At 72.0% G+C, this 14,671-nt stretch carries 10 protein-coding genes and 1 tRNA gene; 7 read left to right on the top strand and 4 right to left on the bottom strand.

Annotation, left to right across the window (positions count from 1 at the left end; all coding sequences use genetic code 11):
* Positions 1 to 33 precede the first annotated feature (33 nt).
* The 3 genes from H9623_RS10585 (at position 34) to H9623_RS10575 (ending at position 2,075) form a co-directional block, all read left to right on the top strand.
* Positions 34 to 106 (top strand) — tRNA-Arg (locus H9623_RS10585).
* Positions 107 to 263: 157 nt separating this feature from the next.
* Positions 264 to 1,421 carry a N(5)-(carboxyethyl)ornithine synthase gene (locus H9623_RS10580; RefSeq protein ID WP_193720010.1) on the top strand — a complete coding sequence of 386 codons (1,158 nt, stop codon included), beginning with the start codon at positions 264 to 266 and terminating at the stop codon, positions 1,419 to 1,421.
* Positions 1,422 to 1,448: 27 nt separating this feature from the next.
* Entirely contained in the window at positions 1,449 to 2,075 is a 627-nt protein-coding gene (locus H9623_RS10575; RefSeq protein WP_193720009.1) for a CYTH domain-containing protein, read from the top strand.
* A gap of 21 nt (positions 2,076 to 2,096) precedes the next feature.
* On the opposite strand, the gene H9623_RS10570 is transcribed toward H9623_RS10575, so the two are convergent.
* A complete protein-coding gene (locus tag H9623_RS10570; protein ID WP_227748493.1) occupies positions 2,097 to 2,756 on the bottom strand; it encodes a hypothetical protein in 660 nt (219 codons plus the stop codon).
* Between the two features lie 198 nt (positions 2,757 to 2,954).
* Here H9623_RS10570 and H9623_RS10565 point away from each other — a divergent pair, with 198 nt between their 5' ends.
* Positions 2,955 to 4,655, top strand: a complete 1,701-nt coding sequence (locus tag H9623_RS10565; RefSeq protein ID WP_193720008.1) for a cation:proton antiporter — start codon at positions 2,955 to 2,957, stop codon at positions 4,653 to 4,655.
* 9 nt (positions 4,656 to 4,664) lie between these two features.
* On the opposite strand, the gene H9623_RS10560 is transcribed toward H9623_RS10565, so the two are convergent.
* The 3 genes from H9623_RS10560 to H9623_RS10550 all read right to left on the bottom strand — a co-directional run bounded on the left by H9623_RS10560 (position 4,665) and on the right by H9623_RS10550 (position 8,428).
* Entirely contained in the window at positions 4,665 to 5,345 is a 681-nt protein-coding gene (locus H9623_RS10560; RefSeq protein ID WP_193720007.1) for a M15 family metallopeptidase, read from the bottom strand.
* A 438-nt stretch (positions 5,346 to 5,783) separates the two neighbouring features.
* Positions 5,784 to 6,917 (bottom strand): hemolysin family protein, encoded by a 1,134-nt coding sequence (locus H9623_RS10555; RefSeq protein WP_193720006.1) that lies wholly within the window; start codon positions 6,915 to 6,917, stop codon positions 5,784 to 5,786.
* Positions 6,914 to 8,428, bottom strand: coding sequence for a hemolysin family protein (locus H9623_RS10550; protein ID WP_193720005.1), 1,515 nt, complete (start codon positions 8,426 to 8,428; stop codon positions 6,914 to 6,916). Before H9623_RS10550 ends, H9623_RS10555 begins: the two co-directional genes overlap by 4 nt.
* A 183-nt stretch (positions 8,429 to 8,611) precedes the next feature.
* Between H9623_RS10550 and H9623_RS10545 the strand changes: the two genes are divergently transcribed.
* From H9623_RS10545 to H9623_RS10535, 3 genes are all read left to right on the top strand, one after another.
* Positions 8,612 to 9,373 carry a response regulator transcription factor gene (locus H9623_RS10545; protein WP_227748492.1) on the top strand — a complete coding sequence of 254 codons (762 nt, stop codon included), beginning with the start codon at positions 8,612 to 8,614 and terminating at the stop codon, positions 9,371 to 9,373.
* Positions 9,370 to 10,524 carry a sensor histidine kinase gene (locus H9623_RS10540; RefSeq protein WP_193720004.1) on the top strand — a complete coding sequence of 385 codons (1,155 nt, stop codon included), beginning with the start codon at positions 9,370 to 9,372 and terminating at the stop codon, positions 10,522 to 10,524. Before H9623_RS10545 ends, H9623_RS10540 begins: the two co-directional genes overlap by 4 nt.
* A gap of 255 nt (positions 10,525 to 10,779) precedes the next feature.
* Entirely contained in the window at positions 10,780 to 14,625 is a 3,846-nt protein-coding gene (locus tag H9623_RS10535; RefSeq protein WP_193720003.1) for a multifunctional oxoglutarate decarboxylase/oxoglutarate dehydrogenase thiamine pyrophosphate-binding subunit/dihydrolipoyllysine-residue succinyltransferase subunit, read from the top strand.
* The last annotated feature ends 46 nt before the right edge of the window (positions 14,626 to 14,671 follow it).

Here is a 14,671-nt window from a genome sequence, read left to right as displayed (position 1 = left end):
CGTGCCGGATGCTCGTCAGAGCGAACGCATGCTGCCCTCGTAGCTCAGTGGATAGAGCGTCTGCCTCCGGAGCAGAAGGTCGTAGGTTCGAGTCCTATCGAGGGCACCGCAGACCAAGCCCCTGGACCCTTCGGTCCAGGGGCTTCGTCGTGCCCGGGACGGCGTCGTCGGGGCCCCGGGGCCGGGGGGCTGGTCGGGGTGCTCCCCGCACCCGTGTAGCGTCCGCAGTACTGGGCCACCGTGGTCTCGTTGACGGGACAAGCGTGACAACAGCATCGAACGACACCATCCTGGGCCTCCTCGGAGCGTCGCGGAAGCCCGACGAGCGCAGGCTCCCCCTGCACCCGGACCACCTCGAACGCATCGCACCGGAGCTCCGGGCGCGCATCGTCGTCGAGCGCGGGTACGGCGAGCGCTTCGGGGTGAGCGACGAGCAGATCGCCCCCTGGGTGCGCGCCCTCGGCTCCCGGGCCGAGGTCGTCGAGGCCGCCGACGTGGTCCTGCTGCCCAAGCCCCAGGTCGAGGACCTGCTCGACCTTCGCCCCGGGCAGACCCTGTGGGGCTGGCCGCACTGCGTCCAGGACGAGGCCCTGACCCAGGTCGCGATCGACCGGCGGCTCACGCTCGTCGCGTTCGAGGCCATGCACCACTGGGCCTCCGACGGCGGGTTCGGCCTGCACGTCTTCCACAAGAACAACGAGATGGCCGGCTACTCCTCGGTCCTGCACGCGCTCGAGCTGTGCGGGTCGACGGGCGACTACGGCCGGCGCCTGACGGCCGTCGTGATCGGGTTCGGCGCCACGGCCCGTGGCGCGGTCACCGCGCTCAACGCGCACGGGATCCACGACGTCCGCGTGCTGACCAACCGCCGCGTCGCCGCGGTCGCCGCCCCCATCCACTCGGCGCAGATCGTCCAGTTCGACCACGACGACGCGCCCTACCTCAGCGAGGTCATCACCGACGAGGGGAGGCTCCCGCTGGCGCCGTTCCTCGCCGAGAGCGACGTCGTCGTCAACTGCACGCTCCAGGACCCCAACGCGCCGCTGCTGTACCTGCGGACCTCGGACCTGGGCGCGTTCCGACCGGGCAGCCTGATCGTCGACGTCTCGTGCGACGAGGGCATGGCGTTCGACTGGGCGCGCTCGACGACGTTCGCCGAGCCCCTCGTCACGGTCGGTGAGAACGTCAGCTACTACGCGGTCGACCACAGCCCGTCCTACCTGTGGAACTCGGCGACGTGGGAGATCAGCTCGGCCGTCCTGCCGTTCCTCCCGGTGGTCATGGCGGGCCCGGCCGGGTGGGAGGAGAACGAGACGGTCCGCCGTGCGATCGAGATCCGCGACGGCGTGGTCGTCAACCCCGCGGTGCTCGAGTTCCAGCACCGCGAGGCCGCGTACCCGCACGCCCAGATCCGGCCGTGACGTGCGCGGACGCGTACCGTATGTCCCATGACGGACGGCGGTAACGGAGACTTCGAGTTCGAGCGGCGCTTCCTGGTGAAGGACGTCCCGGTGGACCTGCTCGACGCGCCCGCGCTCATCGTGCAGAGCTACTTCCTGGCCGAGGACGGCTATGCGCTGCGCCTGCGCGCCCAGGCGAGCGCGACGGCCGCCGAGCTCAGCGGCAGGACGTCTCCCCTGAGCGTCCTGGACCGGTACGCGTTCGACTTCTGCGCCCTGACCGTCAAGGGGCCGCAGGTCGGTGGCACCCGGTACGAGGCCGAGCGCGAGATCGACGTGAACGTCGGGGTCGAGATGATCCGGCGGGGCGGCGGACGCGTCGTGAAGAACCGCTACTCGGCGTGGCTCGGGGCGGACGGCTGGGTCATCGACGTTTTCGGGGGCGCGAACCACCCGCTCGTGATCGCGGAGTGCGAGCGGTCGGGTCCGGTCGTGGACCTCCAGATCCCGTCGTTCTGCGTCACCGAGATCACCGACGACCGTCGCTTCTCCAACGACTCTCTCTCGCACACCCCGTACTCGGCCTGGGCCGGGTCCTTCGCCGCGGAGCTCGCGGTCTCCGGGCCGCGGTTCCGCCAGGACTTCGGGCACAACGCGCACCTGCCCGGGGAGTAGCCCGGGCAGGGGCGCGACCGCTCAGGTCCCGTCCCCCACGAGGTGCGGGCCGTCCACGACGACCCGGTCTCCCCCGGCAGGGGCGACCCCCAGGCTGCGCGCGTAGTAGACCCACGGGAACCACGTCCCGATCCGCTCCCACCCGTCGGCCTCGAGACCGAACCTGCTCGCCCCCAGGACGTACACGCGCGTGTGCTCCCACTGCGTCGTGGTCCGCACGAGCCGGTGGAAGCCCGCCCCGAACCCGGTCGAGCGCCAGCCCTTGCGCCCGTAGGCCTCGAGCGCGGCCATCTCGGTCACGGCCGTGACGGGCGAGAGGATCCGGGTGTCGCCGACCTCCGCCCCTGCGGCGAGGTCCTGGACGGTGCCGGGCGCTCCGGGCCCGACCGGCCGGCCGAAACGCTGCTGCGCGGCCTGCCTCGAGATCCCGAGGGTCTTCCCGATCGCCTCCCAGCTGTGCCCTGCCGAACGCGCGGACGACACGGCCGTCGCGAGCAGCGACTCGGCCGCGGCGCTCGCACGCGCCGTGAGCGCGACGAGCTCGAGGTGCGCTCCGGGGTCCGTCGTGATGCGGTCGCCGATGCCGGGGTCTGCGGCGGTCACGGCCTCGGCGAGCAGGTCGTCGAGCGAGCGCCGGGCGTCGCCCGGCTCGATGCTCCCCCAGGCGGGCACGTCGCTCATCGTCCGCCCCTCTCGTCGATGCCCGACGCCGGAGCGTCCGTCGCGTCTCGCCACCAGGTCCTCATGCGTCAACTCTGGCTTGACACTACGCGCCTGTCAAGAACTGATTGACACGCGGGGTGCGGCGCGCACCCCGCGGGGAGCACGCCGTCGGGCTCCACCGCGCCGTCCCGGCCGGTGCGACGGAGAATGCAGGTCATGGACGAGGCCGTCGTACTCCTGGTCATCACCGGTGCCCTGGCCGTCACGGCCGTCGCCCGGCACTGGGACCTGCCCGCCCCCCTCCTGCTCGTCGTGGTGGGACTGGGCGTCTCGCTGATCCCGGTGGTCCCGCACATCGAGCTTCCCCCCGAGGTGCTGCTCGGCATCATCCTGCCGCCGCTGCTCTTCTCGGCGGCCACCGGGAGCTCCTACCAGGACTTCCGCACGTCGCTCAACGCGATCGTGCGCCTGGGCGTCGGGCTCGTGGTCGTCACGGCGCTCGCCGTGGCCTGGGTCGCGACGATGCTGCTCCCCGACCTCCCGTTCGCCGCGGCGCTCGTCCTGGGCGCCGTGGTCGCCCCGCCCGACGCCGTCTCGGCCGCCGCGGTCGGCCGGCGGCTCGGCCTGCCCCGCCGCGTCATGACGCTCCTGGGCGGCGAGAGCCTCATCAACGACGCGACCTCGCTCACGCTCTACAAGGTCGCGCTCGCAGGGGTCGCGACGGGCGCCTGGGTCTGGACCGAGGGCATCGGGGTCTTCGCGCTCGCGGTCGTGGTCGGCGTGGGGATCGGGCTCGTCATGGGCATCGGGATGCACGCCGCCAGGCTCCGGCTCGCCGACCCGCTCCTGACGAGCGTCGCGGGGATCATCCTCCCGTTCGCGGCCTACTGGATCGCCGAGGAGCTCAGCGGCTCGGGCGTCCTCGCGGTCGTCGCCGCAGGCCTCTACCTGGGGCACACCGCACCGACCGCGGGCTTCGAGACCCGACTCGTCGAGGAGCCGCTGTGGGACAGCCTCGACCTGCTGCTCGAGGCCATCACGTTCGCGCTCATCGGCCTCCAGCTCAAGTTCGTGGTCGAGACGGTCGTGACGTCCGACGAAGGGCTCCGCACGGCCGTCTGGGTCTCCCTCGCCGCCCTCGCGGTCACCATGGCGATCCGACCCGTGTACGTCTTCGCCACGTCCTGGCTCGACCGCGTGCACCTGCCCGGGTCGCGACGCTCGCGCGCCGACGCGCTCGGCTGGCGCGAGTCCCTCGTGGTCTCGGCAGCCGGGATGCGCGGTGTCGTGACGCTCGCCGCCGCGGCCGCCATCCCCGTGACGCTCGGCGGCGCCGAGTTCCCCGGCCGGGCCACGATCCAGCTCGCGGCCTTCACGGTCGCGATCGGGACGCTCCTGCTGCAGGGCGTGACCCTCCCCTGGGTCATCCGGCGGCTCGGCGTCGGCGGTGAGGACGAGGCAGCGAGCGACGCCGTCGAGGAGGCGCGGGTCAGACGGCTCATGGCCGAGGCGCAGGCCCACGAGATCGCCCGCGCGACCAGGGAGTGGGCCCCTGTGATCGGCGAGGAGAAGGCCGAGGCGACACGAGAGGCCATGTCCGCGGCCCTCGTCGCCCGGGCGAGCGCCGCGGCACGCCTCATCTCCCCCGAGTCCGAGATCGAGGACCCGCCCGAGCCGCCCCACGCCCGGGCGCGGCCCACGGGAGGGCGCGCCTTCCCCGTGGCACGCCACGGCGACCAGCCCGAGGACCTGCGACGGCTCAACGCGCTGCGCGCCGACATGAACAGGGCCCAGCGTCAGGTCCTCGTGGACGAGCGCGACGCCGGCCGCCTGAACGAGACCGTGATGCGCCGCGTCCTGCGCGAGCTGGACATCGAGGCCGAGGCGCTGGCCGAGTCCTGGGTCAACCGGATCTGACGAGACCCGTCAGAGCAGGCCGCCGTGCTCGATGACACCCTCGGTGAACTCGAAGTGCCACGGCTCGTACGCGCCGCCGCCGCCGCGCTTGGCCCACGCCGGGTTGGCCCAGCCGTACAGCACGCCGTTCTGGTTGATCCACGTGTAGACCTCGCGGTTCCCCGTCTCCATCGAGCACAGGTCGATCGCGAGGCCCCAACCGTGGAAGGACGTCCCGGGCTTGGCCGCGAACGCGCCGCGCGACCCCTTGAGAGAGACCTGCGACGCCAGCGTCCGATAGCTCGAGACCAGGCACATGTCGCGCCCGAAGGTCGCGCGGAAGGCCTCGTTCATGGCCGAGAGCGCCACCGCGGCGTCCGGGCGCAGGGACTCGCCCGCCTGCCACAGGTCGCACAGCTCGTGGGCCGAGAGGTTGCCGTTGGTGCTCGTCGTCACGACCGCCGGGTCGCAGTTCGGCAGGGGCGCGCGCTCGACCGAACGGCTCGCCGCCTGCACCCGCCCGTCGATCTTGGGGGCCGAGGCCACGTACTCCGACGTGGGCTCGGAGGCGGTCGGGTTGTTCACGAGGTCCAGGGCGCTCGGCCCGATCGGCCGCCCGTCCGGACCGTACGGTGCGGCGGGACCGTCCTGCGCGCCGGCCGACAGGGGCATCGCGATGGTCGCGACCGCGAGGGTCCCGAGGACCGCCATGCGCGGCGCCCAGCGCTGGTGGGAGGGGATCTCCGTCCGACGGCGTCCCCTGTGCCCGGTCTCCGCCTCGCGTCGCGCGCGACGGGAGTCAGAGGACGAGGGCGTCGTCTCCACCGGACCTCCACTACCGAGAACCGCGGGGCACCACAGGTGACCGGAGCGGCACAGACGAACAGGAACACGCTGCACCGCGCAGAACGGACGAGCCTCCCATGCGGGAGGAACCGTGCGAGACGAAGCATCGGACACGATATCGGCGGGCGCCAGGGAAGCCAAGTCCCCTGCTCAACGGCCCGACGGCCCGTTCACCCACGCCCACCCCACGCCAGGGACCGGGCGTGGGGTGGGCGTGGGTCGGGGCGTCTCGGGCGGCAGCGGCCCAGGCCCAGGCCCAGGCCCAGGCAGGACGGTGCGGGCGGCACGCGACGCTCGACGGCGTCAGTGCACCCGCCGCTGCATCGCGTCCCGCACCTCGCCGACGAGCTCCTCCAGGATGTCCTCGAGGAAGACGACGCCCAGGGCCCCGGGCTCGCGGTCCGGAGCGACGCCGTCGGGCCCCGACGACGCGGGCCCACCAGGCGGCACGGCACCCGCTGCCGACGAGACCGCGCGATCCGCCGGGCCCTCGTCCACCCGCGCCAGGTGCGCGCCCGAGCGCTGCATGGCCCGCAGGGCGTCCTCGATCTCGTCGCCCGGCTCGGCCGTCGCGAGCGCGCGCACGCGCCACGACGGCACCGGTCGGAAGCGGTCCTCGCCGCTCGCGTACAGCACGTCCTTGAGGTGCAGGTACCCGACCAGCTCGCCGTGCGCGTCGGCGACCGGGAAGCGGCTGAAGCCCGTCTTCGCGACCAGGCGCTCGATCTCGTCCGGGGTGCAGCCCTCGACCACCGTCACCAACCGGTCGACCGGCACCATGACCTCGGCCGCCGTGCGCTCCGAGAACTCGATGGCCCCCGAGAGCAGACCCTGCTCGTCCTGCAGGATGCCCTCGGCCTGCGAGTGCTCCACGATCGACTGCACCTGCTCGGCCGTGAAGACCGAGGCGACCTCGTCCTTGGGCTCGACGCCGGTCCAGCGCACCACGTGGTTCGCGAGCCAGTTCAGCGACACGATGATCGGCTTGAGGACACGCCCCAGGACCACGAGCGGAGGACCGAACCACATCACGGCCTTCTCCGGCCCCGCGACCGCGAGGTTCTTGGGGACCATCTCCCCGAGGACCACGTGCAGGTAGACGACGATCGCCAGCGCGACCACGAACGCGATCGGGTGCGTGAGGGACGGGCTGACGCCCAGCGCGTGCAGCGGCACCTCGATGAGGTGCGCCACCGCCGGCTCGGCGACGACGCCCAGGCCCACCGAGCAGACCGTGACGCCGAGCTGGGCGCACGCGAGCATGAGCGAGACGTGCTCCATGGCCCACAGGACCGTCTGCGCCCGACGGATGCCCTGCGCCGCGAGCGGCTCGATCGCGCTGCGCCGGGCCGAGATGATCGCGAACTCGGCCCCCACGAAGAACGCGTTGGCGGCCAGCAGGAACAGCCCCAGGAGAAGTGCGGCGGTCGAGCTCATCGCGCACCTCCCGGCGTCTGCGTGCCGTCCGGGCCCGGGGCCCCACCCGGTGGGCGTTCGTGCACGAGCCGGCGCGGCACGCCCGGGGCGTGCGTCCCGCCCGCGCCGGGCACGGACCCGTCACCCTCGCCCTGCGGCGCGAGCACGCGGACCCGCAGCCGCTCGACCCGGCGCCCCTCCATGGCCTCGACGCGCAGCACGACGTCCCCTGCCCGGACCTCGTCACCGACCCGGGGCACCCGCCCGAGGTCGGCCATGACCAGACCGCCGAGCGTCTCGTACGCGCCGTCCTCGGGCACCACCAGCCCCGTCGACTCCCTCAGCTCGTCCGGACGGACGACCCCGGGCACGATCCACGAACCGTCCGTGCCCCGCGCCACCCCCGCACGGCGCGGGTCGTGCTCGTCCGCGACGTCCCCGACCAGCTCCTCGACGACGTCCTCCAGGGTCACGACCCCGGACGTGCCGCCGTACTCGTCCACGACCACGGCCATCTGCAGGCCGAACCCGCGCAGCTCGACGAGCAGCGGGCCCAGCGCGACCGTCTCCGGGACGCGCGGGGCGTCGACCATGAGCGCCGCCGCGGGGACCTCGGCGCGCCGCTCGTGCGGCACCCCCACGGCCCGCCGCAGGTGGACGAGGCCGAGCACGTCGTCCCGGTCCTCGCCGATCACGGGGAAGCGCGAGTGCCCCGAGGTCCGGGCGAGCGCCACGACGTCCTCGGCCGTGTCGTCGCGGCGCAGGACCACCATGCGCATCCGGTCCGTCATGACGTCGACCGCACTGAGCTCGTCGAGCTCGATCGAGTTGGTCAGGAGCGTCGCCACCGACGTGTCGAGAGTGCCCTCCTGCGCCGACCGCTTGACCAGCGCCGCGAGCTCGGACGCCGAGCGGGCACCCGACAGCTCCTCGCGGGGCTCGACACCCATGCGACGCAGGATCGCGTTCGCCGAGCCGTTGAGGGCCGAGATGACGGGGCGGAACAGCTTGGTGAACTGCCGCTGGACGGGGACGACCTGCCGCGCCGTGCCGTACGGCGCGGACAGTGCGAAGTTCTTGGGGATGAGCTCGCCGAACAGCATCGAGAAGAGGTTCACGACCACGAGCGCGAGGACCACCGCGACGACCGTCGCCGCACCGGCACCCAGAGCCGTGCCGCCCAGGGCGTCGCCCAGCAGGTTCTGCAGGGCCGGCTGGGCCGTGTAGCCGAGCAGGATCGTCGTGATGGTGATGCCGACCTGCGCCGACGACAGCTCGGTCGACAGGTGCTTGAGGCCCGCCCGGACGCTGCGGTCGCGTCGGCTGCTGCGCCTCCGGTCGCCCCCGGCCCCGGCCTGGCGAGCGCCACCCGGCGGTGCGCCGTCCGCCTCGTCGTCGGGGACGTCGTCGTCCCCCGGCCTGGACAGCACGGCGGGATCGAGAGTGACGAGGGAGAACTCGCTCGCCACGAAGACTGCTGTACCTGCGGTCAGGAGCACCCCCAGCGCGACCATCAACCAGTCGCCTACCACGGGGTGCTCCACGGATATCGGGATGTGCTCTTCATCGTGGCAACGATGTTATCGGGCGAGAGCCCGGCAGCCATCCGGACCGCCGGCGCACGGCTCCTCCGCGATCCCCGGGCGCCGCGACATCCGGCGACGACTCCCGCCGTCGTGCGACCATCGTCGCCCCGTCTGTGCCACGCTGGTGCCATGACAGCCAGCGCATTCCCCACCGGCACCGGCGCGACGAGCGCCGGTGGACCCGCCGGCACCCCGGCTCAGGCCGCGAACATCCTCGTCGTCGAGGACGAGCCTGCCATCGCCACGGCCATCGCCCAGCGCCTGAGCGCCGAGGGCTGGCGCGTCGAGGTCGCCCGCGACGGGCTCTCGGGCGTCGAGGCCGCGACCCGCCTGCGACCCGACGTGATCGTGCTCGACGTCATGCTGCCCGGCATCGACGGGCTCGAGGTCACGCGCCGCATCCAGGCCGAGCAGCCCGTGCCGATCCTCATGCTGACCGCCCGCGACGACGAGACCGACATGCTCATCGGGCTGGGCGTCGGCGCGGACGACTACATGACCAAGCCCTTCTCCATGCGCGAGCTGGTCGCCCGGGTCAAGGCCCTGCTCCGCCGCGTGGACCGCGCGGCCCAGGCCGCGACGTCGACCCCCACGGACCCGCCCATGGTCGTGGGCGACGTCGTGATCGACCGAGCCCAGCGGCGCGTGCACCGCGCGGGCGAGGAGGTCCACCTGACCCCCACCGAGTTCGAGCTGCTCGTCATGCTGGCCAGCTCTCCCAAGACCGTCCTCACGCGCGAGCGCCTGCTCGCCGAGGTGTGGGACTGGGCCGACGCGAGCGGGACCCGCACCGTCGACTCCCACATCAAGGCTCTGCGGCGCAAGCTCGGGCCGGACCTGATCCGCACCGTCCACGGCGTCGGGTACGCGTTCGAGCCCCCCGTCGCGTGACCTCCGGCCACCGGACCATCCGCCCCCACCTCCCGGACGTCCGGCCCCTCGACTCGTTCCGGTCGCTCAAGATCAAGCTCGGCGTCCTGGTCTTCGCGACCGTCACGCTCGCGGTCCTCATCACCTGGCTCGGTCAGCAGAACAAGCTCGGCCCGACCCGCACGTTCCCCCTGGCGATCGTGCTCTCGCTCCTGCTCACCCAGATCCTCGCGCGCGGCATGACGTCCCCCCTGCGCGAGATGACGGCAGCGGCGCAGTCCATGGCCGACGGCGACTACACCCGGCGCGTCCGCGCGACGAGCCGGGACGAGGTGGGCCAGCTCGCGGTCGCCTTCAACATCATGGCCGAGGACCTCGCGTCGTCCGACCAGATGCGGCGAGAGCTCATCGCGAACGTGTCGCACGAGCTGCGGACCCCCATCGCGGCGCTCCAGGCCCAGCTCGAGAACGTCGTCGACGGCGTGAGCGAGGCGAACCCCGCGACCATGGAGATGGCGCTCGCGCAGACCGAGCGGCTCACGCGCCTCGTGACCTACCTGCTGGACCTGTCCCGGATAGAGGCCGGCGCCGCAGCCCTCAACATCACCGACGTCCCGCTCGGGGACTTCCTGGAGGAGAACGCCGACGCGGTCTCGATGGTCGAGGCCGGCAAGCACCTCCAGTACGTGATCGACGTGACGCCCGAGGACCTGACGCTGCCCGCGGACCCCGAGCGGCTGCGCCAGATCATCACCAACCTCCTGCAGAACGCGATCCGCCACTCCCCCCAGCACGGCGAGATCCGGCTCGAGGCCTACCCCGTGGACGACGACGTGGTGATCGAGGTCATCGACCAGGGGCCGGGCATCGCGAAGAAGGACCGCGAGCGGATCTTCGAGCGCTTCGCCCGGGGCAACGCCCCGTCCCAGGGGCACTCCTCGACCGGCGGGACGGGGATCGGCCTGGCGATCGTCCGGTGGGCGGTCGACCTGCACGGCGGTCGGATCGAGGTCGCGGACTCGCAGCAGGGGGCGACCATGCGCCTGACGTTCCCGGCTCACCCCAGGCCGCAGGCGCCCGGGCTGCCGGACGACCTGCCAGAGATCGTCGGGCACACCGGCGGGTCCGGGCCGGACCCGCAGGAGGGCCGGTCCCCCACCCTCGGGACGTGAGACGTTCGTCACACTCTGCACGGGGCATACCCGGCGATGGGCTAAACGACCTGACCTTTGGTCAGCGAACAGGTCGCTGTTGCCCCCCCGTTTGCCTCGCGCAGACGTCCCGTGAGGATGGTGCCGACACCCCGCGCACTTCCTGTGCCCAGGGCACCGCTCCGAGGACCGGAGGGCCTACGCTTGACGGGTCCGGCTCCGGACTAGGTACCCGATATCCAATGACGATCAGTGGTGAAAGTGGGCGATCCTCGCGTGTCCCCGAAGGCTGAGTCAGAGTCGATCAGCGCAGCAAGTTCTGTGTTCGGCGCCAACGAATGGCTCGTCGACGAGCTCTACGAGCAATACCTCAAGGACAAGAACGCGGTAGACCCCGCGTGGTGGGAGTTCTTCGCGGACTACCGTCCCGGTGACAAGACCGCCGGTGCGAACGGGAGCCAGGCCCCCGCCGCCGGCGCCACGACGCCCGCGGTCGCGACGCCGTCGCCCGCCGTCCAGATCCCCGCCGCCGGCCCGGCAGCGCCGCCGGCCCGCACGGCCGCCGGCGTCCCCGCGACCGACGGCTCCGCCGCCGGCGAGTCGGCGCAGCGCCCCAAGTCCCCCGTGGTCCCCGCGGACCCGTCCGTCAACGCAGCCATCGCAGCCGTCAAGGCCAACCGGCCCGTCGCGACCGCGCAGCCCGCCACGGCCCCCTACGCGGCGGTCGCCGCCTCGAGGTCCAAGACCGACGCTCCCGACACCGCGGACGACGTCCAGAAGCTGCGCGGCCCCGCCGCGCGCGTCGTCGTGAACATGGAGGCGAGCCTCGAGGTCCCCACGGCGACCTCCGTGCGCGCCGTGCCCGCCAAGCTCATGGTCGACAACCGCATCGTGATCAACAACCACCTCGCCCGCGGGCGCGGCGGCAAGATCTCGTTCACGCACCTCATCGGGTACGCGCTCGTCGAGGCCCTCGGCGAGATGCCGGCCATGAACGCGAGCTACACGCAGCTCGACGGCAAGCCCGCCGTGAACAACCCGGCGCACGTCAACTTCGGCCTCGCGATCGACCTCGCCAAGCCCGACGGCACCCGCCAGCTCCTCGTGCCGAGCGTCAAGAAGGCCGACCAGATGGACTTCGCCCAGTTCTGGGCGGCCTACGAGGACCTGGTCCGCCGGGCCCGTGGCAACAAGCTCACGGTCGACGACTTCGCGGGCACCACGATCTCGCTCACCAACCCGGGCGGCATCGGCACCGTGCACTCGGTCCCGCGCCTCATGCAGGGTCAGGGCACGATCATCGGCGTCGGCGCCATGGACTACCCCGCGGAGTTCGCGGGCGCCTCGGTCGAGCAGCTCGCCCGCCTCGGCGTCTCGAAGGTCCTGACGATCACGTCGACCTACGACCACCGCATCATCCAGGGCGCCCAGTCGGGCGAGTTCCTGCGCATCCTCGGCACCAAGCTGATCGGCGAGGACGGCTTCTACGACCGCGTCTTCGCCGCGCTGCGCATCCCCTACGAGCCGGTCCGCTGGACCCGCGACAACACGACGGACGCCGAGATCGAGGCGGCCAAGCCCGCCAAGATCGCCGAGCTCATCCACTCGTTCCGCTCGCGCGGCCACCTCATGGCCGACACGGACCCGCTGGCCTACCGTCAGCGCAAGCACCCCGACCTCGACGTCCAGACCCACGACCTCACGCTCTGGGACCTCGACCGCACCTTCCCGACCGGTGGCTTCGGCGGCAAGACCAAGTCGACGCTGCGCGACATCCTCGGGCTGCTGCGCGACTCGTACTGCCGCTCGATCGGCATCGAGTACATGCACCTGGCCGACCGCGCCCAGCGTCGCTGGCTCCAGGAGCGTCTCGAGTCCGGGTACGCCCGCACGCCGCGCGAGGACCAGCTGCGCATCCTGCGCCGCCTGAACTCCGCCGAGGCGTTCGAGACGTTCCTGCAGACCAAGTTCGTGGGCCAGAAGCGCTTCTCGCTCGAGGGCGGCGAGTCCGTCATCCCGCTGCTCGACGCCGTCCTGTCCAAGGCGGCCGACGGTGGCCTCGACGAGGTCTGCATCGGCATGGCGCACCGCGGCCGCCTCAACGTCCTGGCCAACATCGCCGGCAAGAGCTACGCGCAGATCTTCGCGGAGTTCGAGGGCAACCAGGACCCCAAGAGCGTCCAGGGCTCCGGCGACGTCAAGTACCACCTCGGCACCGAGGGCACGTTCTCGGCCGAGTCCGGTGCGCAGACGCGCGTCTACCTCGCGGCCAACCCGTCCCACCTCGAGGCGGTCGACCCCGTCCTCGAGGGCATCGTGCGCGCCAAGCAGGACCGCATCGACCTGGGCGGCGACGGTTTCTCGGTGCTGCCGATCCTCATCCACGGCGACGCGGCGTTCGCGGGCCAGGGCGTGGTGCCCGAGGTCCTGAACCTCGCGCAGCTCCGCGGGTACCGCACCGGTGGCACGATCCACGTCATCATCAACAACCAGGTCGGCTTCACCACGGGCCCGTCCTCGTCGCGCTCGACGCTGTACTCGACCGACGTCGCCAAGGGCTACCAGGTCCCGATCTTCCACGTGAACGGCGACGACCCCGAGGCGTGCGTGCGCGTCGCGGAGCTCGCCTTCGCGTTCCGCGAGCAGTTCGACCGCGACGTGATCATCGACATGATCTGCTACCGCCGCCGCGGGCACAACGAGGGCGACGACCCCTCGATGACGCAGCCGCTCATGTACAACCTGATCGAGGCCAAGCGCTCGGTGCGCAAGCTGTACACCGAGAACCTCGTCGCGCGCGGCGACATCACGCTCGAGGAGGCCGAGCACGTCCTGCAGGACTACCAGGCCCAGCTCGAGCGCGTGTTCACCGAGACCAAGGAAGGCGGCTTCACGCCGTCGCCCGCCTCGGAGCCCGTCGCGGGCCTCGAGCGACCCGAGTCGCAGCGTGAGGACGCCGGCACGATGGTCGGGTGGAAGACCGCGGTCGACCAGTCGATCATCGAGCGCGTGGGCCAGGTGCACGTCTCCCCGCCCGAGGGCTTCACGGTCCACCCCAAGCTCGCGCAGCTCCTCGAGAAGCGCCACCAGATGTCGACCAACGGCGGCATCGACTGGGGCTACGGCGAGCTGATCGCGTTCGGCTCGCTGCTCGTCGAGGGCACCCCGGTGCGCCTCGCCGGCCAGGACTCGCGTCGTGGCACGTTCGTGCAGCGCCACGCGGTCCTGCACGACCGCGAGACGGGTGCCGAGTGGACGCCGCTGCTGTACCTGTCGGCGGACCAGGCCAAGTTCTGGGTCTACGACTCCTCGCTCAGCGAGTACGCGGCGCTCGGGTTCGAGTACGGCTACTCGGTCGAGCGCCCGGACGCCCTGGTGCTGTGGGAGGCGCAGTTCGGCGACTTCGTCAACGGCGCCCAGACGGTCATCGACGAGTTCATCTCGTCGGCCGAGCAGAAGTGGGGCCAGAACTCCTCGGTCGTCATGCTGCTGCCGCACGGCTACGAGGGCCAGGGACCGGACCACTCGTCGGCCCGCATCGAGAGGTTCCTCCAGCTCTGCGCGGAGAACAACCTCACGGTGGCGCAGCCCTCGACGCCCGCGTCGTACTTCCACCTGCTGCGTCAGCAGGCGTACGCCCGCCCGCGTCGCCCGCTCGTGGTCTTCACGCCCAAGCAGCTGCTGCGCCTCAAGGCGGCCGCGTCGGCCGTCGAGGACTTCACGACCGGCACGTTCCAGCCCGTCATCGGGGACACGACGACGAACCCGGCGAACGTCGACCGCGTCCTGCTCTGCACGGGTCGCGTCTACTACGACCTGATCGCCGAGCGCGCCAAGCGCGGCGACGACAAGACCGCGATCGTCCGGCTCGAGCAGCTCTACCCGCTCGACGTGGACGGCATCCGTGCGGAGCTCGCCAGGTACGAGGGCGCTGACGTGGTCTGGGTCCAGGACGAGCCGGAGAACCAGGGGGCGTGGTCGTTCATCCACGTCAACCTGCCCGAGGACCTGCCTCGCGTCCGGGTCGTCTCGCGTCCGGCGTCGGCCTCGACGGCTGCCGGCACCGCCAAGAAGCACCAGGCCCAGCAGGCCGTCCTGATCGAGCAGGCGTTCGCCCGCTGAGCAGCACGGTCGCGCTGACCGACTGACGACGAAGGCCGCCTCCCCG

Origin of the sequence: Oerskovia douganii (genome assembly GCF_015142735.1) — a bacterium.
GTDB classification, from domain to species: domain Bacteria; phylum Actinomycetota; class Actinomycetes; order Actinomycetales; family Cellulomonadaceae; genus Oerskovia; species Oerskovia douganii.
The sequence above is the reverse complement of the archived record's forward strand: the minus strand, read 5'-3'. Positions and strand labels throughout refer to the sequence as shown.